The organism is Patescibacteria group bacterium (assembly GCA_018896215.1).
Lineage (GTDB): Bacteria > Patescibacteriota > WWE3 > 0-14-0-20-40-13 > 0-14-0-20-40-13 > JAHINB01.
Genome location: JAHINB010000003.1, coordinates 50,887 through 74,289, shown reverse-complemented (window position 1 = coordinate 74,289; position 23,403 = coordinate 50,887). Strand labels below are relative to the sequence as shown.

At 39.2% G+C, this 23,403-nt stretch carries 21 protein-coding genes; 13 read left to right on the top strand and 8 right to left on the bottom strand.

The window, feature by feature from the left end:
- Position 1: 1 nt before the first annotated feature.
- The gene (locus KKF75_00640) at positions 2-382 is read right to left on the bottom strand and encodes a metallopeptidase (GenBank protein ID MBU4380714.1); all 381 of its coding nucleotides are present in this window, start codon (positions 380-382) and stop codon (positions 2-4) included.
- A gap of 50 nt (positions 383-432) precedes the next feature.
- Complete coding sequence (locus KKF75_00635; GenBank protein MBU4380713.1) at positions 433-2,163, bottom strand: ABC transporter ATP-binding protein/permease; 1,731 nt, start codon at positions 2,161-2,163, stop codon at positions 433-435.
- Between the two features lie 238 nt (positions 2,164-2,401).
- Here KKF75_00635 and KKF75_00630 point away from each other — a divergent pair, with 238 nt between their 5' ends.
- Genes KKF75_00630 through KKF75_00620 form a run of 3 tightly spaced genes read left to right on the top strand, consistent with a single transcriptional unit; the run spans position 2,402 to position 5,164 of the window.
- The gene (locus KKF75_00630) at positions 2,402-2,821 is read left to right on the top strand and encodes an NUDIX domain-containing protein (protein MBU4380712.1); all 420 of its coding nucleotides are present in this window, start codon (positions 2,402-2,404) and stop codon (positions 2,819-2,821) included.
- Complete coding sequence (locus tag KKF75_00625) at positions 2,821-3,585, top strand: Fic family protein (GenBank protein MBU4380711.1); 765 nt, start codon at positions 2,821-2,823, stop codon at positions 3,583-3,585. Before KKF75_00630 ends, KKF75_00625 begins: the two co-directional genes overlap by 1 nt.
- Positions 3,586-3,625: 40 nt before the next feature.
- The gene (locus KKF75_00620; GenBank protein ID MBU4380710.1) at positions 3,626-5,164 is read left to right on the top strand and encodes a YifB family Mg chelatase-like AAA ATPase; all 1,539 of its coding nucleotides are present in this window, start codon (positions 3,626-3,628) and stop codon (positions 5,162-5,164) included.
- On the opposite strand, the gene KKF75_00615 is transcribed toward KKF75_00620, so the two are convergent.
- The gene (locus KKF75_00615) at positions 5,165-5,446 is read right to left on the bottom strand and encodes a hypothetical protein (GenBank protein ID MBU4380709.1); all 282 of its coding nucleotides are present in this window, start codon (positions 5,444-5,446) and stop codon (positions 5,165-5,167) included.
- 54 nt (positions 5,447-5,500) lie between these two features.
- Here KKF75_00615 and KKF75_00610 point away from each other — a divergent pair, with 54 nt between their 5' ends.
- The 8 genes from KKF75_00610 to recJ all read left to right on the top strand — a co-directional run bounded on the left by KKF75_00610 (position 5,501) and on the right by recJ (position 13,521).
- The gene (locus KKF75_00610) at positions 5,501-6,754 is read left to right on the top strand and encodes a DUF3048 domain-containing protein (GenBank protein MBU4380708.1); all 1,254 of its coding nucleotides are present in this window, start codon (positions 5,501-5,503) and stop codon (positions 6,752-6,754) included.
- Positions 6,755-6,756: 2 nt separating this feature from the next.
- Positions 6,757-7,335, top strand: coding sequence for a winged helix-turn-helix domain-containing protein (locus KKF75_00605; GenBank protein ID MBU4380707.1), 579 nt, complete (start codon positions 6,757-6,759; stop codon positions 7,333-7,335).
- A 13-nt stretch (positions 7,336-7,348) separates the two neighbouring features.
- A complete protein-coding gene (gene secD, locus KKF75_00600) occupies positions 7,349-8,686 on the top strand; it encodes a protein translocase subunit SecD (protein MBU4380706.1) in 1,338 nt (445 codons plus the stop codon).
- Entirely contained in the window at positions 8,683-9,552 is an 870-nt protein-coding gene (gene secF / locus KKF75_00595) for a protein translocase subunit SecF (GenBank protein ID MBU4380705.1), read from the top strand. Before secD ends, secF begins: the two co-directional genes overlap by 4 nt.
- Positions 9,553-9,667: 115 nt before the next feature.
- A complete protein-coding gene (locus KKF75_00590; GenBank protein MBU4380704.1) occupies positions 9,668-10,378 on the top strand; it encodes a hypothetical protein in 711 nt (236 codons plus the stop codon).
- A gap of 171 nt (positions 10,379-10,549) precedes the next feature.
- Positions 10,550-11,122 carry a TlyA family rRNA (cytidine-2'-O)-methyltransferase gene (locus KKF75_00585; GenBank protein MBU4380703.1) on the top strand — a complete coding sequence of 191 codons (573 nt, stop codon included), beginning with the start codon at positions 10,550-10,552 and terminating at the stop codon, positions 11,120-11,122.
- Positions 11,123-11,171: 49 nt separating this feature from the next.
- Complete coding sequence (locus KKF75_00580) at positions 11,172-11,801, top strand: transposase (GenBank protein ID MBU4380702.1); 630 nt, start codon at positions 11,172-11,174, stop codon at positions 11,799-11,801.
- Positions 11,802-11,859: 58 nt separating this feature from the next.
- Positions 11,860-13,521 (top strand): single-stranded-DNA-specific exonuclease RecJ, encoded by a 1,662-nt coding sequence (recJ, locus tag KKF75_00575; protein ID MBU4380701.1) that lies wholly within the window; start codon positions 11,860-11,862, stop codon positions 13,519-13,521.
- Positions 13,522-13,526: 5 nt separating this feature from the next.
- Here the strand turns inward: recJ and KKF75_00570 are convergent, their stop codons facing one another.
- The 4 genes from KKF75_00570 to KKF75_00555 all read right to left on the bottom strand — a co-directional run bounded on the left by KKF75_00570 (position 13,527) and on the right by KKF75_00555 (position 17,671).
- Complete coding sequence (locus KKF75_00570; GenBank protein MBU4380700.1) at positions 13,527-14,432, bottom strand: M48 family metallopeptidase; 906 nt, start codon at positions 14,430-14,432, stop codon at positions 13,527-13,529.
- A gap of 3 nt (positions 14,433-14,435) precedes the next feature.
- Positions 14,436-15,020, bottom strand: a complete 585-nt coding sequence (locus tag KKF75_00565; protein MBU4380699.1) for a LemA family protein — start codon at positions 15,018-15,020, stop codon at positions 14,436-14,438.
- A gap of 108 nt (positions 15,021-15,128) precedes the next feature.
- Entirely contained in the window at positions 15,129-16,214 is a 1,086-nt protein-coding gene (locus KKF75_00560) for an adenylosuccinate synthetase (GenBank protein MBU4380698.1), read from the bottom strand.
- Positions 16,215-16,321: 107 nt separating this feature from the next.
- Positions 16,322-17,671, bottom strand: coding sequence for an NAD(P)-binding domain-containing protein (locus KKF75_00555; protein ID MBU4380697.1), 1,350 nt, complete (start codon positions 17,669-17,671; stop codon positions 16,322-16,324).
- 113 nt (positions 17,672-17,784) lie between these two features.
- Here KKF75_00555 and KKF75_00550 point away from each other — a divergent pair, with 113 nt between their 5' ends.
- Complete coding sequence (locus tag KKF75_00550; protein MBU4380696.1) at positions 17,785-19,038, top strand: bis-aminopropyl spermidine synthase family protein; 1,254 nt, start codon at positions 17,785-17,787, stop codon at positions 19,036-19,038.
- Positions 19,039-19,050: 12 nt separating this feature from the next.
- Here the strand turns inward: KKF75_00550 and KKF75_00545 are convergent, their stop codons facing one another.
- Positions 19,051-21,765 (bottom strand): DUF4012 domain-containing protein, encoded by a 2,715-nt coding sequence (locus KKF75_00545; GenBank protein MBU4380695.1) that lies wholly within the window; start codon positions 21,763-21,765, stop codon positions 19,051-19,053.
- 28 nt (positions 21,766-21,793) lie between these two features.
- Between KKF75_00545 and KKF75_00540 the strand changes: the two genes are divergently transcribed.
- Positions 21,794-23,215 (top strand): glutamate--tRNA ligase, encoded by a 1,422-nt coding sequence (locus tag KKF75_00540; protein MBU4380694.1) that lies wholly within the window; start codon positions 21,794-21,796, stop codon positions 23,213-23,215.
- Positions 23,216-23,403 lie beyond the last annotated feature (188 nt).

Below are 23,403 nucleotides of genomic sequence, written 5' to 3'. Positions count from 1 at the left end.
ATTAACCCTGTTGCATCTTTTCCCAAAGGGCATTGACAGTTTTAGCGCAAACTACCTTTTTTCCAAAACACTTATGGGGAACCAAGGCTCCGCTAAATGTTTTTGGAATATGCATCAGTTCATGAATTAAAACCTTATCTTGCCCCTCCACCGAATATTTAAAAAACTTTTCCGAAATTATTTCTATTACATAGCGAGGTGCCAGATTAAAAGCTACTTGATGAATGCGAGGAAATGAGTAAATACGGGCAACGGCTCGAGTTTTTGTGCCACCACTTACAATTACCTGAACCATCTCGGGCTTGATATTAGTAAAGTTAGCTTTGGTGATAATTTTATCAAGACGATCTTTGATTGTAGGATCAAACTTGTATCCAACCATATTTCATACGGGACAGTCCCATTTGGGACTGTCCCGAATTAATCAACTAATCAATACGCCTTAGACTGTAACTTCCAATATCTACTATATAAACTCTTTGGATTTGCAACCAAAACCTTATGTGGCCCCTCTTCTTTTACCTCCCCTTCCCCTATCACCACAATTTTATCGGCTCGCATTACCGTTGAGAGCCTGTGAGCAATAATTAGAGTGGTTTTATTTTTGGCCACTTTCCAAAAAGCCTCCTGAATTTTAGCCTCGGTTTCGGAGTCCAGCTGACTTGTGGCCTCATCCAAGATCACGATTTCGGGATTAGCAAGCATCATTCGCGCAATTGCCAAGCGTTGCTTTTGACCACCAGATAATTTTACCCCTCGTTCCCCCACTTCCGTTTGGTAACCTTTAGGTAAACTTTTTATAAAATCGTACAAATTTGCCATTTTGGATGCACCCTCTATCTGGTCTTGAGTTGGGTTATCTAACCCATAACCAATATTAAAAGCCACAGTATTGTTAAACAAAATTGGATCTTGTGGCACAACTCCAATATTTGATCGCAAATACGACTTTTCCATATCACGGATATCTACGCCATCTACTGTAATTGTACCTTCATCAGTATCGTAAAAACGCATCAGCAGTTTGGCAACCGTGGTTTTTCCAGCGCCCGATTCCCCAACCAAGGCCACAGATTGTCCTACCCTAACTTTTAAATTAAAGTTTTTTAACGCGTCTCTTTTTCCTTCAGGGTACGAAAAAGCAACATTTCTAAACTCTATTTCTCCTTTAATATCTTTAATTGTAACGGGAATATCTGGATCAATCACAAGTGTCTTATTTTCAAAAATTCCGAAATACTTTTCGATGTCGACTTGATTTTTAAAAATTGAGCGAAGCCTCCAGACAAAGTCAAAAAATCTAGAATAGAACGCGACCATAAAACCAACCACTAAGACAAAATCCCCTGGGGAATAAGCGCCAGACAAAGTTCTTTTTGCTGTTAGATACAAAACAACAATAAATCCTAGATTTCCCAAAATTCCAAGAGTAAGTTCCAACATTCTAAAAGAATTGGCATATCCCCAAAACTTTTTGAGCCAAACTACAAAATGGTCTTTTAGGCGCTGTTCCTCCCTTTTTTCTTTAGCAAAAAGCTTCACCGTTTCATAGTTTAAAAGGTTATCCACAATTAAAGCTGAGAGCTTGTCTTCCTCCTCATTAAATTCTTTACGAGCCTTTAAATTAACAGCAATCAAACCTTTGGCGATAAATAAATTGGCGATAAAAACGGTAAGTGTAATTACAACAAAAAAGGGGCTGATGCTGTTAAAAGCCCATAAAGTCACAATAAGATTTATGGCAACCCGCACAATTCCAAAGTGTAAATTATCAAAGGTATCAAAAAATGCACTGTCTCCGCGTTTGATAACGCTAATTAACGACCCAGTACTTTTAGAAAGATGGAAAGCCATGTCCAGATCTTGGATTTTTTTAATTACCGCACTTCGCGCATCGCGAGATGCTGGAAGAACAACCCAATCACCTAATTGATGAGTTACAACATTGGCAAATGCTTGAGCAAGTCTTACTGAAAAAAACCACACCAAAACTACAAACACTTTGCCTAATCCGGGTTTAGCGATTTCATCGATAAAGAGTTTATAAAAATAGGGCTGAATACTTTCCGCAATACCTAAAATAGTAAGTGCCACTAAAAACCCCGCAAAGCGAAGCTTGTATTTAAAGATAAATTTGTAGAATGTCTTGTACGCCTCTAACATAATTTTTTAGAAACCCCTTATATCATTATTAACTAAATTTCTACTCCGGACATTATGTAACGCCCCCGCCATAGGCGGGGAAATTAATCGGAAAATTCTTCTTAAATCTTGTTATAGAATGTTTTATACGCTTTAAGCATAGAAAGACATTCTAACAGCGTACTCACACCATTAAAAGGACTTGAATCTTTTGGCGTAAACATTAGGTAATTTATTTAAATTTTGCTACAATACAAATATGGGCAAACTTCCAGGAATATTTAATGTGGCAGTAGAAGCTGTAATAGTAAAAAATGGAAAGGTACTAATCACTCAAAGATCATTCGAGCGGTCGCATGCCCCCGGTGAATGGGAAATTATTACAGGAAGGGTTGATCAAGGGGAAACTTTTGAAGAAGCTCTAAAACGAGAAGTTAAAGAGGAGGTAAATTTAGTTGTTGAGCCATTGCAACCATTTAATACCTTTCACTTTTTTAGAGGTCCTGAAAAGGCGGAGCATTTGGGTGTAAGCTTTCTTTGTGAATATGTTTCGGGGGAGATTGCATTAAACGATAAGGAACAAATTGCCTATAAATGGACAACTCCAAAGGCGGCTTTATCTCTAATCAAAGACATTAGTATTATTAACTCAATTCACAAGTTAGAAGAAATCATTTAATGACAAATTTAGACGAAACACTAACGCAACTTACAAAAAAGAAGCAATTACTAGATTCCTACAAACCGTTCCCGCCAGAATTGGTTAAAAATTTGGAAGAGTGGTATAAAATTGAGCTTACTTATACATCCAATGCCCTTGAGGGTAACACGCTATCTAGGGCAGAAACCGCATTAGTAGTAGAAAAAGGTATTACTATAAAAGGTAAGACGCTACAAGAACACCAGGAATCTATTAACCATGCTAATGCCCTTGATTTTATTAAATCAATCGAAAGCAAAAAGAGGCAGGAGATAATCGAGGCGGATATTTTAGATATTCACAGACTTATTTTAACAAAAATTGACGACAATAATGCCGGTAGATATCGGAATGTACCTGTTAGAATTGCAGGATCAACCGTTGCATTGCCCAACCCTTTTAAAGTTCCAGATTTGATGGAGGAATTTATATTGTGGCTAAAAGCAGAAAATAGTTCTCACCCAGCCACAATTTCTGCTCTTGCTCATTTTAAGTTAGTAAGCATTCACCCATTTGTAGATGGTAACGGCAGAACAGCTCGAATTTTAATGAATCTACTTTTAGTTCAGATGGGATACCCACCAGCTGTTATTAGAAAAGAAGATCGCATGCAATATATAAACGCTATCGAAAAGGCACAACTTGGAGGCAATCTTAACGATTTTTTAGACCTTATTGACAATGCTGTTGACCGTTCGTTAGATATGTACCTCGAATCTGCACAAGGGATTCTTAAAATTTAAACCTTTACCCCTATCTCAACTTTGGGTATATTCATAACCAATGCCAATTGCCAAGGTTAATTCTGCTACAGTTGTGGGTCTTGACCCATTTCCCGTGACCGTGGAAGTAAATTTAGAGGAGCGCGGTTTTCCTTCTTTTACAATTGTTGGTTTACCATCACGAGAGGTAGACGAGTCAAAAGAGCGCGTTAAAAGCGCTATCAAAAACTCTGGCATGGTTTTTCCCGACCACAGAATAACTGTTAACTTAGCCCCAGCCGACTTACCAAAAAAAGGAAGCGCGTTTGATTTGGCAATTGCCATTGGAATTTTAGCTGCAAGCAAAGAGCATCCCATGACTGCAGACCTTAAATCCAAAATGTTTGTGGGGGAATTATCGCTTGACGGGTCTTTAAGACAAATTTCTGGAGTATTGCCAATCAGTATTTTTTCCCAAAACAAAAATTTTACCCATATCTATGTACCGACCGACAACGCCAAGGAATCATCTGTGGTTGTTGGGATTAACACCATTTCTGTCACAAATTTAACTTCCATTTTTGAACATCTTGAAGGTACCAAGATAATTTATCCCGAGAAAAACATCAACTTTGAGGAAATCCTAAATAACGAGGACGAAATAGAAACCGATTTTGCGGATATTATAGGGCAAGAGCAAGCTAAACGAGCAGTGCAAATTGCGGCTGCTGGCGGTCACAATGTCAGCATGTCAGGACCTCCGGGAAGTGGTAAGACCATGCTTGCCCGTGCCCTTCCATCTATAATGCCTAACTTAACACTGGATGAAGCGCTGGAAATTACAAAAATCTATTCCGTTTGTGGAATTCTTGGTCCCAAAACTCCAATTGTTTCCAAAAGACCCTTTAGAAGTCCCCACCACACAACATCTCGTGTCGGTCTTATTGGCGGTGGTTCTACAATTAACCCCGGAGAAATAAGTTTGGCTCATAGGGGTGTTTTATTTTTGGATGAATTTCCTGAACTTCCCCGCCATGTTTTGGAGTCTTTAAGACAACCTTTGGAGGATGGTGTCGTAACCATTAGCCGTGCCTCGGGAACGCTTTCTTTTCCAGCCCGTTTTACCCTAGTTGCTGCCTCCAACCCCTGCCCCTGCGGAAATTTAGGCCGACAAAAAGTCGCCTGCATTTGCTCCCCCAACCAAATTAGAAATTATAAAAAGCGAGTCAGTGGTCCAATTTGGGACCGTATTGATATTCATGCCCAAGTCCCCTCGGTTGAACCAGACAAACTTAATTCTCCCAATAACTCCAAATCTCAATCCTCCAAAGAAATTAAAAAACAGGTCCAAAAAGCTCGCGATATTCAAAAAATAAGATTTAAGGGCACAAAAATTGTTTGCAATGCCGATATGACTACTAAAGATATCAAAAATTACTGTGTTTTGTCCACCGAAGCAAAAGCCGTTTTAAATTTGGCGGTTTCTAAATATGGGCTTTCGGCAAGAAGTTACTTTAAAATAATTAAAGTTGCTCAAACTGTAAGCGACCTAAAGGGACAAGATAGAATTGAAGTGGATTCGCTAAACGAAGCGTTGGGGTTTAGATTACGAGCAGAGTAATTAGAAATTTGTGAACGGATTATCTCCAAAAAGGCATAGGTATATTATTATTCCAAATAGCAAAATTGAGATTACAACCGATTTTCTAAAATCCGCCACAATAAATGTAGTCATATCGTAAGTTACGACCTCTGATATTTTAGGCAAAGAATCTATTTTGTTATCGGATGTAATAAGATTGGGCTCTACCTGCTTAAGCACCTCCGGTGATACTTGCGACTTTAACATTTCTATTTTTGCCCGCAGTTTTTTAATTTCGTTTTTGTGCCTTTTCTTAGACATATTTTTTATGATACCATAAACTTAATTATTAGTTTTGGATATTTTAAAAAACATATGCCCCAAATAAATACTCTCTTGGATACCGGAATGCAAAAGGAGGTGCCTATTGACCAGAACCCCCAAGAAGGGGGAAAGGAACCCAAGGACAAGCTGTTAATAATTGCCATTGTGGTTTTTGGGTTTTTAGCTATCTTTTCCGCCCTTATCTACGCGTTAACTTCTTTTGGATACTGGAAAGGAAAACAGCCTCTATCACCTGTTGCCAAAACAGGAAGTGAGCAAAATACTCAAGTTCAAAACGACAACTTGTTGGCGGGTGGCAATTTTGGCAATATCCCCTCACCAATAAACGGCACTTACACCACAAAAGAGCAGGAGGATATTTGGACAAAAAGACGCCCTCTGGGGGTAATGATCAACAACCATACAGAAGCCAGACCTCAATCGTGCTTAAATAATGCCGATATTGTTTATGAGGCTGTTGCTGAAGGAGGAATAACCCGCTTTTTGGCAATTTACCAAACTAAAGATTGCGAAAAATTGGGACCGGTAAGAAGCGCTCGAGTTTATTACGAGGATTGGAATGCCGAATATCAGGGACTTTATGCCCACTGGGGAGCGGCGTATCAGAACCCCAACGACCCCAGTGTTACCTACCCCGAAGCCGACGCTTATCTTAAAGTCAACGAGCTTAACATGCCAGATTTGGACCAAATGTGGATTGGTGACATGGCTTATTTTAGGGTTGATCGACCTGGAAAAGCTACAGAACATACTGGATATGCGTCTACCACAAAACTCTGGGAGGCTTATGTTACCAAATATCCTGAAAGCGACTGGAGACAAGTTCCGTCGTTCGATTCTTGGAAATTTAAAGATGATTTAAAGGTAGAACAACGACCAGCAAAAGGTGTCTTGGAATTTGATTTTTGGTCAAATATGTCAGGATACAATGTAAAGTGGGAATACGACCCCAAAACCAATTCTTATAGAAGGTATCAAGGAGGAGAACTTGTAAAGGATGCCGAAACCCAAGCCGAAATAATGGCTAAAACCGTTATTGTGCAATTTGAGAAGGAGACTTCCGTTGGCGACAAAAAGAACCACCTGATGTACCAAACGCTAGGTACTGGACAAGCCGAAATATATCGAGATGGTCAAAGAATTGTGGCTACTTGGTCAAAGCAATCGTCAAGATCACGAACAAAGTATTTCGATTCTGCTGGAGTTCCTGTAGAATTAAACCGCGGGCAAATTTGGATCGAAATAGTTCCATCTGGTAATACTGTCTCTTACCAGACAACTTAAAAATGCTACAAGATTTGATTACTTCTAAAGTAAGGGTTAAAATCCTCTCGTTGTTTTTGTCTCAAGATAATACTGGTCTTCATGTAAGAGAAATAACAAGGCGAGTTGGAACAGAAATTAATGCCATCAGGCGTGAATTAGACAATTTGTTTAAAGCGGGTCTGATAAGAAGAGAAACTCAAGGAAATCGAGTTTACTACAGAATAAAAAAAGAATATCCCTACTACTGGGATCTTTTGTCCTGTTGGGAAAAAGAACAAGGTTTAGCATCTAAAATTTTAAACGAGCAAAAATCGCTAGGAAAAGTTAAATTTGCGCTCGTATCCAAAGAATTTATTACTGGTCGTAAAAGCGGGGCCGAAGATGTTGATTTGCTTTTAGTTGGCACTATAGATGTAAAAGTATTAAAAGCAATTATTGAAAAACAGCAAGAAAAGCTGGGGCGCGAAATAAACTACTGCGTTATGGGAGAAGATGAATTTGACTTTAGAAAAAAACGCCTCGACCCCTTTATTGTAAAAGTTCTAACCCAAGCTAGAATTATTTTTATTGGCGAAGAGGATAAGTACTGCAAGATTTAATCCCTCAAATAAGATGCCTATTACTCCGAAAATTACATTGCTGGCGGTTATTTTGTTATCTGGTGTTTCTCTGTTAATCGATCTTCCCAAAATACCTCTTAAATTTTCCTACGAAAACTTTAAAATTGACACCGAAATTGGCGGCTATAGCCTAAACCTTTTTGGCGGACGATTTGTCAGAGATTTACAAATTAAGCAAGGATTAGATATAAAAGGCGGTGTCAGGGTTACGCTAAACGCCGATATGTCTCAAGTAGAAACGGCGAATCAAACTGCTAGTTTGGAATCGGCAAGAGCCATAATTGAGCGCAGAATTAATTCCTTGGGAGTCTCGGAACCCTCGATATTAACTTTAAAAAGTAAAGACTACTCCAGAATTGTCGTGGAACTTCCAGGAGTAACAGATCCGCAACAGGCAATTAACGAACTTTCACAGGTGGCATTTTTGGAATTTAGACAATTAAAAGAAGGTATTGATACACCCACAACTATAGATGATTTTGAACCCGCAGGACTTTCGGGAAAAGATTTAAAAAGGGCCAGTGTTGCTTTTGATCCTAATAATAATAAACCTTACATCTCGTTGGAATTTACCACCGAGGGAGGGAAAAAGTTCGAGGAGGTTACCGCTAAAAATGTAGATAGAATGCTACCGATTATGCTTGACGAAAGGGTTCTGCAATCACCAATGGTCAAAGAAACGATAAGTGGTGGTCAGGCACAAATTACTGGCGAGTTCACTCTTGCAGAGATTAATCAAGTAGTACGACTACTTAATGCCGGATCACTTCCAGTACCTCTTACTATATTAAGCCAAGAGAATGTCCCTCCAACTCTTGGTTTAGAATCGGTTAAAAAAAGCGCGGTTGCGGGAATTGTGGGACTTTTAATTGTTATGATCTTTATGGTTGCGCTTTACGGCAGATTAGGAATCCTTGCTGATATAGCTCTTATTATCTATGGTCTAATTACTTTAGCAATTTATAAACTGATACCGGTTACCCTGACCCTATCGGGAATTGCAGGATTTATTTTGTCTATTGGGATGGCGGTGGATGCTAATATTTTAATTTTTGAGCGAATTAAAGAAGAAATAAGAATGGGAAAGCCTCTTTCTATTGCTATGGAACTGGGGTTTGGCAGGGCCTGGGATTCGATAAGAGATTCCAATATTGCCACCATTATTACCGCTTTCATTTTGTTTAATCCTTTTAACTGGTCATTTCTACATACTTCCGGACCAATAAGAGGCTTTGCGCTGACACTGTTTTTGGGAATTGTGATTTCTCTTTTTACCGGAATTGTGGTCTCGCGCAATTTAATTAGAGTTTTCTATCGTATACGAAAATGATCAATTTTATGCGTTTTAAATATTACTATTTTGCCTTTTCGCTGTCGTTTGTTCTTCCTTCTATTTTTGGGCTTGCCATGTGGGGCTTAAAACCCTCGGTTGAGTTTACCGGCGGGACGGCTTTAAAATTCCAATTATCAAATTCCAATTTTCAAGACGAGCAAGTTAAAGCATTCGCCAAAGAATCTGGTATAGAAATATCAAATTTTACCAATCAACAAGGTATTTACCTAATTAAATCCAAAGAGGTTACGCAAAGCCAATATTCTACATTTCAAAGCAAAATTAAGGAGGCTGGCGGTGAGTTCCAGGAAATATCGTTTGAAAGCGTGGGACCTTCAGTTGGCAAAGAATTGGTGTTTAAGACTGTGGCTGCGGTTATTCTTGCCTCGTTTTTTATTTTGCTACATGTGGCAAGGCAATTTAAAGATAAGATGTTTGGAATTTCGGCAATTATTGCTATGTTTCACGACACTATAATTTTGCTTGGCGTTTTTAGCTTTTTGGGACATTTTAAGGGGGTAGAGATTGATGTTTTGATAGTTACCGCAGTTTTGACGATTCTTTCTTTTAGTGTTCATGACACGATTGTAGTTTATGATAGAATTAGAGAGTCGTTAAAGCACCAGCCAAACGCCAAATTTGAAAATTTAGTCAATAAAGCGTTAACAGAAACAATCACTAGGTCGTTTAATAACTCCATGACCATAATTTTTATGTTGTTGGCTCTATTTTTGCTGGGAGGAGAGACTATTAAATGGTTTGTTTTGGCGCTTTTGGTGGGAACAATTTCCGGAACCTACTCCTCCACTTTCACCGCCGCTCCACTTCTGGTTGTCTGGAAACAGTTAGCCAAAAAGAAATGATTCTATCGGGTGAGACCCCAAAGGGTATTTGCTTTTTGTATCGGGGTCTCACCCGAAAAAGTCATCCAAATTGCAATTATTGCATTGACTAAAAAGCGGTGGTAGTATTTAAAATATGGAAAACCAAACCGACCCAACCCCAATAGAACAAGCCCCAGTTGAACAACCTATCCAAATCCCACAACAAGAAGAACCAAAAGCAAAATCTAGTCTTCCAAAAGTACTAATTGCCGTTTTGCTAATTATCGTCTTAACCATTGCTGGAATTGTAGTTTACAAAAAAGCATTAACTCCAACCACAAAACCAACTGACACAACAGCTGTATCTGTTGCCCCATCACCCGACCCCACCGCCGGCTGGAAAACATATACTAGTATCAAAGGAAAATATTCTATTAAGTACCCAGAGGGGTGGTTACTTAGGAGCGAGGAAGATGACGAGAATTATAGACCAAGTATTGATATGGGAATGAACTCCGTTGCAAAAGTGGAGTATTCTAAAACACCTTTTAATGATAGGATTTCTATATCAACAATAGCTACATCAATAAACAGTAACCTACAAATGGCTAAAAATGTTTTGGATTCTTGGGAAAAGAACTATCAAGGAAAGGGAGAAGAGACTACAACAGATGGAGCAAATGGTTATAAGCTTACATGGATTTATTCTGATTCTTCGAGTAAAGCATCTCGAGTAGATCTTCGTTTTGAGAAAAACGGGCTATTATACGACATTGAGTTGTCAATTGACTACAGAAACCCTAATAAGGAAGAGTTATTTGAGATTGGCAATAAAATTCTCTCCACCTTTAAATTTACCAACTAGAAAAAACCCTGTTTTTAGACTCACACGACCATCACAACTTCCAATTATTCTAATTTATCCAATTATACAAATTGTATTTATTGATTTTTAGGGAGAGTCCCTTAAATACCTCTGATCCCGTTTTTAGGGACTCTCCCTAATAATTTAATCGTATTGTGCTAAAATTTTCCAATGCAATCATCTACAGATAAAATGTTTGTATCCCGAGCGGGGGAAAAGTTAGAACACGCCCTTAATACATTTAAAATTGACTTGAAGGATAAAATCTGCGCGGATTTTGGATGCTCAACTGGAGGCTTTACTGACTGCATGCTACAACACGGGGCTACAAAAGTTTATGCCGTTGACACAGGGTATGGGGTATTAGATTGGAAGTTGAGGAATGACGCTAGGGTAAAAGTGCTAGAAAAAACCAACGCTATTTTTATAAACCTCCCCGAACCTGTAGATTTTATTACCGTTGATGTCGGCTGGACTCCTCAAAGTAAAATTATTCCCAATGCGCTGGCTAATTTAAAACCCCAAGGAAAAATAGTCTCTTTGATAAAACCTCACTACGAGGCAGAAAGGGGAATGCTTACCCGAGGCAGATTAGAAGACAAGTTTACTCAAGTAGTATTAAATAAAGTTAAAAGAGATATTGAGCAAGAAGGTGGAAAAATTTTAGAAATTGTAAGATCACCAATTGTCGGATCAAAAGGTGGAAATACAGAATTTCTTGCACTTTTAATTAAACCATCGTAAACTTTTTCTAAATCGGGTTCGTCCCAAATGGGACGAACCCGAATGAAAAATGCCATATAAAAATCGCTGTAAAACCCACAAGCCAGATATTACTTTCCACATTTACGGTCGTGGAATTAACAGGTGTGAGATGTTTTTGGATCACGAAGATTACATATTCTTTATCTACCTTCTTAAGAAATACCTAACTAAAGATTTTAAAGAAAGCAGAATAATTGCTAAGAAAGAAGTAGAAATTCCAGCCAACAGCGTTTTTGGACAACTTGAGCTCTATGCATATTGCCTAATGCCCAACCACTTTCACATTTTATGTAAGAATTTAGTAGACTATGGAATAAAAGAATTTTCCAAAAGAATTCTCTCCGTGTATGCGGGGTTCTTTAATGAGAAATATTCAAGGGAGGGACCTTTAATCCAAGGGTGTTACAGAGCAGTTCCAATAATTACAGAAGCTCAACTTATCCATGTAGGAAGATATATTCACTTAAACCCATACAAGTCGGGGATTGTTGGTGGGTCGTCTGAATATAAGTACTCTTCGTTACAAAATTACATAAATAACCGAGATTTACCCTGGTTAAACCTACATCCAACTTTAGTTCAATCTACTAACTGGAGTAAGATAGATTCTTACGCTAAAGAAATAGAATATAATCCAAAACAAGGAATATTTATTTAGTTCCTAATTCGGGTTCGTCCCAAATGGGACGAACCCGAATGGGACGAACCCGAATAAAATGGAGATACGAAATAAAAATAGTAAGGCGATCACGACAAATTTAAAACAGGTGGAAGAAATTCTATTGGAAAACCGAGCAGGGGAAGATGTTGAGGCCTTTCTTAATCCCCCACACCCTTATACATATCTGGGTAAACCCAAAGAAATTTTTGGAAAATACGCTCCAAGCCTTTCCAAATTAGAAAAGCTGATTAGAAAAGCCATTAACGATAACTCATTCGTAATCGTCCACGGAGATTATGATGTGGATGGAATCACGGCAACAGCCATTTTGTGGGAACTGATTTACAAAAGTCTAGGACACAGGAATTGCTTGCCTTTTATTCCCAATAGGTTTGAGCATGGCTATGGACTAACCAAAAAATCCATTGACGCCATTGCTCAAAAAATTGGCGTTGGTGCTAAACCATTATTGATTGCTATTGATTGTGGAATTACAGCAGTTGACGAAGTTGCATACGCCAAATCATTAGGATTTACCGTTGCCATAATTGATCATCACGAACTTCCAAAAAAGTTACCTGATGCCAAAGTCATTCTACACACTCTAAAACTTTGCTCTGGAGGAATTGCCTACATGCTCTCATCGTATATTCATAACAAAAGTGATGAAGATTCCTTAGATTTAGCAACACTGGCAACTATTGCTGATCTACAACCATTACTGGATATCAATCGCAGTATTGTAAAATACGGACTACCACATCTATCAAAATCCAACAGAGTTGGTATAAAAGAACTTATTAAAGTAGCAGGAATAGAAAATAAAATTATCACCCCCTACGAAGTCGGGTGGATTATTGGACCAAGATTAAACGCCGCTGGAAGAATTTCTCATGGGATTGACGCTTTAAGGCTTTTATGTACAAATAATGCCAAGCAGGGTGAGGAAATTGCCAAAAGTCTCAACGAGATAAATTTAGAAAGGCAAGCCACAACCGACGAGATATTTTTAAATGCCGATGAGGAGGTCAAAAAGATAATAGGCAAGAAACTTATTGTTTGTTATGGTGAAGGGTTTCATGAAGGAGTCATTGGGTTAGTGGCACAAAAATTAACTCAAAAGTATTTTTTACCCGCAATTGTTATTAGCGTAAACGGAGAAAACTGCAAAGCGTCGGCAAGATCCGTTCCTGGATTTGATCTTACTAGTTTCCTCCGTAAAATTAAGGGTGTTTTTGGGAGCGTTGGCGGTCATAAAGCCGCTGCCGGATTCTCTTTAAAATCGGATAAGCTGCAAAAATTTATCAAGCAGGCGCAAGATCTAGCGGAAAAAGAGATTGATCCCAAATTGCTTTTGCCTTTTGTAGAGGTAGATACCGAAATTCCATTAGGTTTAGTAAAGGCTAATCTGTTGGCACTAATTAAACAAATGGAGCCGTTTGGTCTTGGCAACCCCACTCCAGTTTTTTACTCCACGCAGGTTAAGGTTTGCGGATTCTCCAGATTTGGCAAAGCATCTAATCATCTAAAAATTGTTTTGTGTGACGGAGAAAACTCAAACTTTAAAATTGTGGGCAAGGTTTTTAATGGGGCGGAAAATCACTACGATAAGCTATCACTGGGACAAAATGTATCAGTTGCTTACTCTATCTCCGAAAACACTTTTAATGGAAAAACTGCAATCGAAACAACCATTAAAGATTTAAAAATTGAGTGAGATTGCTACATTGCTTTTAATCTTTTTATCCTTTCGGAAACAGGTGGGTGGGTGGAAAAGAGGTTTTTAAAGCGACCGACCCCATCGCCTTCCACATTATCCAAAGGATTTTCAAAATATAAATGGGCGGTGGCCTTGTTGGCAACTTCCAAGGGTTCTTTGGAGGAAGCAACTTTGGTGAGGGCAGATATTAAACCATTAGGATTGCGGGTATAGCGCACAGCTGTGGCATCAGCCATAAATTCTCGTTGTCTTGATATAGCAAATTTAATAAGTTGAGCAATAATTGGAGTCAAAATTGCAAATAACAACGCCAGTATCATAAAAATAGCCCCCGCTTGCTTGTTGTCATTATCATTGATTCTCACTCTTACCCTCCAAAACCAGTCCATTACCATAACCACAGTTCCTACCAATACCGCAACTACGGTCATTAGCAACATATCGTTATTGCCAACATGAGAAAGCTCGTGTGCCATAACCCCCTCTAATTCTGGTCGAGAAAGCTGGTCCAAAAGCCCGGTTGTAGCAACAATTGTAGCGTGATTTTTGTCTCTTCCTGTAGCAAAGGCGTTGGGGCTGGTATCATTAATCACATACAATCGGGGCATTGGCAACCCTGTTCCCAAACAAATATTTTCCACCACGCTGTAGTAGTCAAAATACTGCTTTTTATTGGCAACTGTTGCTTTGGAGAGTGACAAAATAACCGAATCGCTAAAATAGTAACTAAAAAAAGAGGTGGTAAGCGAAAATAAAAAGGCTAAAGGCACTAAATATTGGGAATCATTATAAATGTAACCAATAAAATAACCAAAAAGGCACAGCACCACCACAAACCCCACAAACAAAAGCAGGGTTTTTAGGGTGTTTTCCTCTTGCCTTTCGTAAAAATTTACAACCGTAGACATAGCCTAAAGTTTAACCTTTGGAGTAATTACATCGGTCGACGAAACTTCTACATGGCTTCCCGTTTCTGGTGTCGTAAGACCTGCCTCGGCTTTAAACCCAAACAAATTGGCAACAACGCTCGAGGGAAAAGTCACCAATTTGGCATTATAATCCGCTGTCAAATCAATTAAAAGCCTTCTTGAGTAGGAAACTTTGTCCGCAGTATCAGTCAGATTTGACATTAGGTTTTTGACCAACTCCGAAGCTTTTATTTCGGGATTACTCTCGAAGGTCGCTTGAATAGAAGGCAAAATTTTTGCCAGAGAGTCGCTAGCCTTTACCATCTCTCCTAAATTATTGGAGTCTATGGCAGACGCTACGCTCTTTCTAGCTGATGTTAAAAGGGCAAATATTTCCTTCTCGTGCTTAAGATAGCCTTTAACAGACTCCTCTAAATTTGGAATTAACTCCGCTTGGCGTTTTAACTGGTTGCCAATTTCTTGGATAGAAGCTTTGATTCTAACTTTTGCCGTAGCTAAAAAGTTGTAGACGCCAATGGCATATAAAGCCATGGCGATTAAGGGAACAAAGAGCAGTAAAAATATCATAAATCCTCACCTCCGCATCTATTTTACCACAAAAACAACAGGGGACAAGCAACGGAACGCTACCTTAGCGCTGTATCCGTTGTGTCCCCCAAGGCCACTACTACCTATCTACCTCCCTACATACGACGCCAAACGGGCAAGCGTTTTCTCGTCCAGCTCGGGAATAGGCATCGTCGGGGGGATACTGACAACATGGTTGAACTGCTTTCCCGTGTCGACCATCCCCACCGGCACCCCCGTTTCCCTCTCAACTCTTGCGATGAGTTCCCTCGTCTTTGGCGTAAGCTTATCGGCACTCGTAACCCCAGAAACTTCGGGGTCGTGGTGCTCTGCGAAGGTCAACGCAATGTGAGTCGGTGCATTGACCATAACTGCGTATTTCAGCAGGTCGAAGTCGATCCCATCAACTTTCCTTCTGGGAACACCCCCAATCGAACTGGCTTCCACTAACCCCCTCCGTCTCATCTCTTTTAGTGTAAGCTCTCTGCATTTTCCCATACCACCCTTCCCCTCTCTCGTGGGTTTTGATTTCACCATAAGCCAAACTTCCCCGATTAACCTCCAACCCAGACCTATGGCATCGATCATGGCCCCAGTTGTACAGTTCTTGGAGGTCACATTAGGATATTCTCCATAGCGCGAGGACAGCCAAAATCCCTGGCCATCCTCAACGACCACAACCCCATCCCTTGCCAGTTTGTTGGAGAGTACCACAACATCTTGGATAAGTGGTGCAAGTTGCGGTACATCTTTTGCTTGCCGTACCTCTTCTCCTCGTCGTAGAAATTCGACCAGTGTGGCTCCCGTCCCACTCTTTGTCGAACCAATGGCTTCCATATCCGCATCTGCTACCTCTTGTGCTATGTGCCTGCTTTCCACTATAGGGCAACGGGGATCTATGTGGACTCTATCAGAACCAAGACCAAATCTTTCCATCTCGGAAAGCAACTTGACTGGATCCACTGCAGTCCCAGACCCAATCGCAATCGGACATCCTGCTAAAATCCAACTAAGCGGAAGCTGGTTGGTTCGAACATAGTGCTCTCCCACAAAGATCCCATGTTCGGCGTTGGGACCCCCGCCCCCACGAAGAACTATCTGTGCGCTATACATCAGCGCAAGCCAGGCGGCACCTTTACCCTTGCCACTGTCGCCCCAAAAAGCGTCCCCTACCAATACGGCACCTGTGTTCATTTCCTCCTCCTTGTGTGAGTGATGCAACCTAGTGTTGTTTTGAACTGCCAAATTTTATACGATCTACACAAGATAAACAACAATGGCTATAAGTTACATAAAGCAAACTATTTTTTGAGAAAAACAGAGTTAATTCCCCTTGCGGCGATAACACCGGTTGCGGCGGCGCCGACAATGTTACCCGAAACCCCCGCCCCATCTCCCGCCACAAACAACCCTTTAATTTGTGTCTCCAAAAATTTATTGGTTATAATTCTGGAGCCTCGCAGTTTTATTTCTGGCGCGTATAAAAAATTGGAACCAGCGTTAATTCCCGGTAAAACTTTATCCAAAATCTCCAGCGTCTCCAAAAGGTTTCTCACGATTCTGTATGGTAGCGCCATGGAGATATCTCCGGGGGTAGCGTCTTTTAAACTTGGGGTAATATTGCTTTTGGCAATTCTGGATTGCGTGCTTCTTCTACCACTCTGCAAATCAGCCAACCGCTGAATTAAAGGTCTTCCCCCGCCAAGAGTTGTTGCCAACTTTGCGATAGAAATTGCATAATCAGTGGTGTTTTCCACAGGCTCGGTTAAAACCACCTCTTGCACCAGAGCAAAATTACTATTGGGGGATTCGTTTTTGGAACTGGAATGCCCGTTGACACAAATATAAGACCCGTAATCCTCAACTGCTACAAGACCATTAGGACAAGGGCAAAGTGTCCGAACGGTATCATCAAAAGTTGGGGTTTGTACACTATAAATTGCCTCGTACATTACCTTTGATTGTTCCTCGGTAACCGAAGCAGGGAATTCATGACGGATGCCAATCTCAACTTTTTGGTATTCATAGCCAATTTTTAAATCTTTGGCAATATTTTGAAGCCACTTGGTTCCCCCTCGTCCAGGAGCAACAAGTAGTACTTTTGCACGGTAGTCTCCCTGGTTGGTTTTAATATTAAAGATATTTTTCTCCTTTTTAAACTCCGTGACTTCGCAGTTGGGTTTTATTTGTATCCTCGATTTCGCAAGACTATCTGTAATATTGCCAATAATACTAGGCAAAACATCGCTTCCTACATGACGACACTTACGGGTATAAAGTTTTATGTTATTTCTTTGGCAGTTTTTAACAAAGCAAGTAGCATCCTCCAGATTGGTTGGGGTAACAGGAGCCGTAACCCCAAAATCCAAAAGCGTGCTTTCTACATAATCCAAAAGCTCTTGAGCCTCATCTCTTTCTACAAAATCCAAAAGCCTTTCTTGGCTTAAATTTAAACTAAAATGCAATTTGCCGTCACTAAAAGTTCCCGAACCACCCACTCCCCACATGGTTTCCTGCTTTGTTCTGGTTTTAATGCTATTTCCTTTTTCCAAAATTAAAACATCTGTTACACCCTGTTTTGCAAGCTCTAATCCGGCAAAAAGACCAGCGGGACCAGCGCCAACAATTATGACCTCATAAATTTTTTTCATACCAAGATTTAACAAATCTTCCTACTAATTTAAAGAAGGGGGAGTTACCAACTATTATGAGTATATTTCTAACAAAAACGCAAGAGTCTGTCCTTTCTGATAAAATCAGAGGCATGGAAAAAATAATCGGACAACTAGCACAACAAACAGGGCTTAAAGAAGCCGAGGTGGAAGGTGTTCTAAATTTAATTAAAAGTGCTGGAAAATTAGAGTTCTCCGATTTGATTCTACAAACTGGCGTTCCCGAAGCGACTCTCCAAAACTTATTGACCAAGATTAACGGGCTTCCTAAAGAATTCATCAACAATAACGATTTTTCTCCCTACATTTGGAGTCTAGTAAACTTTGATGATGTAGCGATTGAAGAGTCGATTAAAATCGTAAGAGAAAAACACAAACTTACTGCCAAAAGAGAATACGACCAGTTTTTTGCCACCCCCAAAACTTCGGTTGCCAAATCCCTGATCATGAAAACCAAGGGGGCGTTAGACAAAAAAAGGCTACTGATACTGGGCGACGACGATTTGGTCTCGCTTACAGCAAATTTAGTTGGAAAGCCCAGTCTTACCACAGTTTACGAAATTGATCCCGATATCATTAAAATTATCAATGATGAGAAGGAATCTCGTGGTTGGGAGATAAAAATAGTCGAAGCAGACTTAAGAAAACCTTTAAGATCAGCAGGAAATTTTGACACTGTAATTACCGACCCACCCTATACCCCCATGGGAATTACCCTCTTTTTAAGGCGGGCTATTGAGGGTTTACAAAAAGGTGAGGGAAAATACATTTTTTTATGTTTTGGAGCAAGCTTTAAGACGAACGAGAGGTTTCTAAAAATTCAAGAGATTATCAATTCTTTTAATTTAGTCATCGAAGATAAAATTGACAAATTTAACCACTATTTTGGAGCAAAGAGCATTGGAAGCGCAAGCTCAATTTATGTTTTAAGAACAACTAACACCACGACGGCAGATTCTATTTATTACAATGAGAAAGATATTTATACCTACCAAAATACCAGCGTTGCAAAATTTCCTTATATTGAGCACCACACCCTAAGACTCTTTGAGATTCCAATTAAGGTTTTGGAAAATAAAAAGGAATTGATTGCAAGGCTAGAGAAAGTTTTAAAGGACCTTAAATTAAACGCTGTTACCAGCTCCTACAAAAAATTTCCTGGGGGCGGAATTACAATTAATTTTGTGCTTAGTCAAAGCAATATGACCATTCACACCTGGCCAGAACTTATGCTTTTGCATGTGGATATTTTGACCTGTTCCCCTATTCAATCTCGCAACAGCATCCCACAAATTTTCTCCACCTACTTTGAAACAAAATCGCTAGAATATAAGAGGTTGGAATAGTATTTTTAGATTCTAAGGTTTAATGTCAAAATATCTGTCCTCGCTTAAAAGCGTTTGAGACTTAAACGATTCGGCACCTGCATTAAAAACAAAATTAAAAGGGTCGGCTACCGTTCCCGATTGTTTTTGAACTACCAACGAATAACCTTTTTCGATACGGGATGAATCAAAAACTGTAAGTGGTAAATCGTAGACTAATTGCACTTTAATTTTTTCTTGAGCTTTAATTTCAAAGCTTGTCTCAAAACTGGTCAGAAACCCTTTTTTGTTTGTAGCAATCCCGTTTAAAATATTTGTACTTTTTTGGCTGGTAGCATCAATTATTTTAGCGCCTACCACTTTTGATCCATAAGGAACAAGAACCCTTAAGTAATTTACATACGATCCGCCGGGCCAAGCATTGGATTTTCCCGTATGCCCATAGCCTATTGTAAGGGTCGACGAAAGACCGTCACCAACATCGGATTTGTTAACAATATAAGAGATATCCCTTTTAATAAAATCGTTAGTTCTTGCCCCCGACAGGTTAGCATCTACAACAAAAAGATAGTCGGCGCGGGACGCCGCTTGAGTGTTTCCATCCCAATTCATTTTGGAAAAAAATGAGGTCTGCGGAATGTAAGCCAAAATTTGCTTTTGGCTTAAATTTTTGTACAAAATACTAAGGAGGTGTTTTTGGGAGTAACCTCCTTCTAGAAGCTTTTGGAAAATATTGTAAACTAAATTGGAAACAAAAGACTTATTCCCAAAACTAACACCGTTGCCTTCTTGCTCCAAATACGATTTAAGCACCCCTTGAACATTGTTCGCGTTTACCAATCGATCGTTGGCGGAAACATAAATTTCACCAGTTACATTTAGCAACTCGCTAAATATTTGAGAATTTAAAGATACCACCCCCGAATATTCCTTTCTATCCATATTGTTAAATGTATCTAAAATAAAACCTGCGTTGCTTGGAAAAAAGGGTTCCCATAACATGTCAGAAAAGACAAAATTTGGTTCTTTCTGTAAGACCTCTAGAGGCTCGGGGGATTTTGTTTGAAGGTCCTTTTCTTGTAGCGTACCATCCACAGCTTTCCCATCATCTACATCTACACTTATAACCTTTCCTTTATCCAAAGATACTTTGGCATAAGAAACAATTGTACCTCCCGTAGGTCGCAGTTTTGCGGTATCGGTAAATAACAAGATGTACGACTTTGGTTTATCGTATCCCATAATTTGATACAAAGACTTAACAAGATCTGGAAGGTTAGAGGTCAAAACTGATAAGCTATTAAGATTTAAAAGCTGGTTCATTTTTGACTTTAAGAAATTTTGGGAAACCTTTTTACTTTCTGTTTGCGCCAGACTTAAATTGGTGTCAGCAAGTGTTGTATAAGCAACGGACTCCTCGTAATTTGCAGGAAAAGCATCATAAGCTTTTAAATAATTAATCTCTGCTGTTACCGCATAAAGATGGACCTTTAGAAAGCTAGATAACTGCAAGTAATTTAAATAGGCAGGAGGTTTGGATGTTTGCTTGAGCAAGCTATAAGCTCTTGCAGCATTGTACTGCGCTTTTTCGACATCTAATTCATTTAAAAAATTAAGAGACTTGTAAAAATAGGAAATCCCGAAATAAGCTTTAGCTGTATAAACTAATGGGTGTGCAAGCAGAGCAAAAAGAACAATTGAAATTAAAGCAAACCTAACCTTCCCTACCTTATCCTTCTGCTCTTTCTTATCCCCCTCTACCCCTTCCAAGGAACTTTTTGAACTTGAGCTAGCCTGTGGTAAGACTTGTTCCACAATGGGAAGAGAATTAAAAAAACCGTAGTACTCTAGCACCCCCATAAGCCCTTCTTTTAAAGAAATTTTGGGAGAAAAACCTACTGTTTTTAGATCCACAAAATCTAAGGCGGGTGGTTCGGTAAACACAATTTCGTCTGTTGCAGGAGTAAATTTAATTTCGATTTTCTTTTTGGATAGTGCTTTTAACAGATAGGCAATTTCTATTTCGGCAACAAGATTTTTGTCAATTGCAACTAAAATTTTTCCCGAAAAGTCGCTAAGACTAGAAACTTTAATTAACGCTTCTGTTGCATCATCAACATGCATAAAGTAGTGCTTCGAAAGCCCATTACCCTTTACCACAATTGGGCGGTTTTCTAACACATCTTTAACCATAGAACCCATTGGATACTGGGTAAATTCCATTTGGGAACCGTAAACAGTAGATAGCCGAACTAAAGCTAAGTCTAATTGTTTGTTCTTAAAGACTTTCCATGCCACCGCCTCCAAATATCTTTTATGCTCTACTTGAGAAAATCTTTTTTCGTCGTTTTCGCTGGTACCAAAATATTCATCTAAGCTGGCAGATGAAACAACACCCTGATAGACAGACAAATCAGACACTAAAATAACCCGAGCTTTGATTGTTACTGCAAAATTTAGGATATTGTCAAAATCTTGGGTTTCTTTAGGATCGAGCTGTGCCTCATTAATAAAATAGTAGATAACTTTGGTATCGTTGCATTCCTTTTTAATCTTTTCGATATTGCCTAAAGCTAAAAGTTTAAAATTGGGATTATCTAAAAAAGGCTTTAGCTTTATTTCTTCTAAAGGTGATGGGGTAGCAGTTAGACTAACTTTAAAGCCACTACTAAGCAGCCTTTCGGTAAGCTTGCGACCAACTAAATTATTTCCTCTTGCAATGAGTACGCTAGAACTTTGCGGGGGCATACTTCTATTCTATGATACAATTTGAAATATGATAATAACCAGATTTGCCCCATCCCCCACGGGAATTTTGCATGTGGGTAATATCTCACAACCAATTTTTGATTTTGTGTACTCACGAAAGGAATCTGGCGGAAAGTTTATTTTAAGGATTGAGGATACTGACAAAACTAGATATGTTGCCGAAGGAGAAAAAGCAATCTTTGATGCCCTGGACTGGCTGGGTCTCAAGTATGATGAAGGTCCTTATAAACAATCAGAAAGGCTACCAATCTATCAAGAGCACGCCAAACAGTTGATTGATAAGGGTCGGGCTTATTATTGCTTTTGCTCTAAGGAACGGCTGGAACAAATACGAAAGGAAAAACAAGAAAGCAGACTTCCTCCAATGTATGATAGAACCTGTCGCAAAATAAATCCTGTAGAAGCCAAAAAGAGAGTGGAAAATGGGGAACCTTTTGTAATTAGAATGATTATTCCTGATAACGAAGATCTTGTGATTAAAGATTTGCTAAGAGGCGATGTGCACTTTAATTCCGACTCTGTTGACGATCAGGTTTTAATTAAATCCGATGGATTTCCAACCTACCATCTGGCTGCTACAGTGGATGATCATTTGATGGGAATAACGTATGTGATAAGAGGCGAGGAGTGGTTGTCATCAGCTCCCAAACATGTTCTTTTATATCGCTATTTTGGATGGCAGGAGCCTATTTGGGTTCATCTGCCATTATTTAGAAATTTGGATAAAAGTAAACTTTCTAAACGCAAAGGTCACACTTCGGTTTTTTGGTACAAGGAACAGGGTTACCTTCCAGAGGCTTTAATTAACTTTTTGGCACTAACTATTTGGGGCAGAGATAAAGAAAAAGAAATTTTTGATTTGGATACCATGATTAAAGAATTTAAATTTGAGGATGTTCGGATGGCTGCCCCTGTTTTTGATATTGTAAAACTTGATTGGATAAACGGCGTTTATATTAGAAACCTTTCTGTTGAGGAATTAAAAAACAAATTAATTCAATTCGATACTACAATTAAAAATCTTGATGGGATGATATTGGATAAAGTGTTACCTCTTATTAAAGACCGCCTAAAACGACTTAATGAATTTTGGGATTTGGCGGGGTATTTTTTTAATGAGACAAAAACGCCTAAGGAGGAGCTGATAAAATTAATGCTTTCAGAATCAAAATTGTCGGCTCCCTTAACCGCAACTAACTTAACTTACTTAAGCAACTTAAAGCCCGCTCATTGGATTGCCAAAGAGATTGACGAAGAGCTTCACAAGTTCCAAAAAGAATCGGGGACACCTCCCCGCCAGTTTTTTATGCCTATTCGAATTGCTCTTTGTGGCGGTTCTTTCTCTCCTCCGCTTGGAGAAGTAATAGAAGTGCTCGGAAAATCTGAAACCCTAAAAAGAATCGAAATTGCTAAAGAGATGTTGATTTAGTTGCTTTGCTTTATCTCCCATTGCCTAATAATCTTTAAGGCTTCCTTTTCCAACCCCCTAATATGTACGAACTTTATTTTTCTGTTGAATCTCTCGAACAAGTGACGATTGCTCTCTGACATTTCGTAATAATTACCAGACACTTCAGATTTGGAAACGGCATAAACAATCCTTTCAATCCCTGCCCA

What these genes read in the sequence shown, in the direction of transcription:
- KKF75_00640 (MBU4380714.1), bottom strand. Translation starts at nt 382, where the DNA reads ATGGTTGGATACAAGTTTGATCCTACAATCAAAGATCGTCTTGATAAA.
- KKF75_00635 (MBU4380713.1), bottom strand. Translation starts at nt 2,163, where the DNA reads ATGTTAGAGGCGTACAAGACATTCTACAAATTTATCTTTAAATACAAG.
- KKF75_00630 (MBU4380712.1), top strand. Translation starts at nt 2,402, where the DNA reads ATGGGCAAACTTCCAGGAATATTTAATGTGGCAGTAGAAGCTGTAATA.
- KKF75_00625 (MBU4380711.1), top strand. Translation starts at nt 2,821, where the DNA reads ATGACAAATTTAGACGAAACACTAACGCAACTTACAAAAAAGAAGCAA.
- KKF75_00620 (MBU4380710.1), top strand. Translation starts at nt 3,626, where the DNA reads ATGCCAATTGCCAAGGTTAATTCTGCTACAGTTGTGGGTCTTGACCCA.
- KKF75_00615 (MBU4380709.1), bottom strand. Translation starts at nt 5,446, where the DNA reads ATGTCTAAGAAAAGGCACAAAAACGAAATTAAAAAACTGCGGGCAAAA.
- KKF75_00610 (MBU4380708.1), top strand. Translation starts at nt 5,501, where the DNA reads ATGCCCCAAATAAATACTCTCTTGGATACCGGAATGCAAAAGGAGGTG.
- KKF75_00605 (MBU4380707.1), top strand. Translation starts at nt 6,757, where the DNA reads ATGCTACAAGATTTGATTACTTCTAAAGTAAGGGTTAAAATCCTCTCG.
- secD (MBU4380706.1), top strand. Translation starts at nt 7,349, where the DNA reads ATGCCTATTACTCCGAAAATTACATTGCTGGCGGTTATTTTGTTATCT.
- secF (MBU4380705.1), top strand. Translation starts at nt 8,683, where the DNA reads ATGATCAATTTTATGCGTTTTAAATATTACTATTTTGCCTTTTCGCTG.
- KKF75_00590 (MBU4380704.1), top strand. Translation starts at nt 9,668, where the DNA reads ATGGAAAACCAAACCGACCCAACCCCAATAGAACAAGCCCCAGTTGAA.
- KKF75_00585 (MBU4380703.1), top strand. Translation starts at nt 10,550, where the DNA reads ATGCAATCATCTACAGATAAAATGTTTGTATCCCGAGCGGGGGAAAAG.
- KKF75_00580 (MBU4380702.1), top strand. Translation starts at nt 11,172, where the DNA reads ATGCCATATAAAAATCGCTGTAAAACCCACAAGCCAGATATTACTTTC.
- recJ (MBU4380701.1), top strand. Translation starts at nt 11,860, where the DNA reads ATGGAGATACGAAATAAAAATAGTAAGGCGATCACGACAAATTTAAAA.
- KKF75_00570 (MBU4380700.1), bottom strand. Translation starts at nt 14,432, where the DNA reads ATGTCTACGGTTGTAAATTTTTACGAAAGGCAAGAGGAAAACACCCTA.
- KKF75_00565 (MBU4380699.1), bottom strand. Translation starts at nt 15,020, where the DNA reads ATGATATTTTTACTGCTCTTTGTTCCCTTAATCGCCATGGCTTTATAT.
- KKF75_00560 (MBU4380698.1), bottom strand. Translation starts at nt 16,214, where the DNA reads ATGAACACAGGTGCCGTATTGGTAGGGGACGCTTTTTGGGGCGACAGT.
- KKF75_00555 (MBU4380697.1), bottom strand. Translation starts at nt 17,671, where the DNA reads ATGAAAAAAATTTATGAGGTCATAATTGTTGGCGCTGGTCCCGCTGGT.
- KKF75_00550 (MBU4380696.1), top strand. Translation starts at nt 17,785, where the DNA reads ATGGAAAAAATAATCGGACAACTAGCACAACAAACAGGGCTTAAAGAA.
- KKF75_00545 (MBU4380695.1), bottom strand. Translation starts at nt 21,765, where the DNA reads ATGCCCCCGCAAAGTTCTAGCGTACTCATTGCAAGAGGAAATAATTTA.
- KKF75_00540 (MBU4380694.1), top strand. Translation starts at nt 21,794, where the DNA reads ATGATAATAACCAGATTTGCCCCATCCCCCACGGGAATTTTGCATGTG.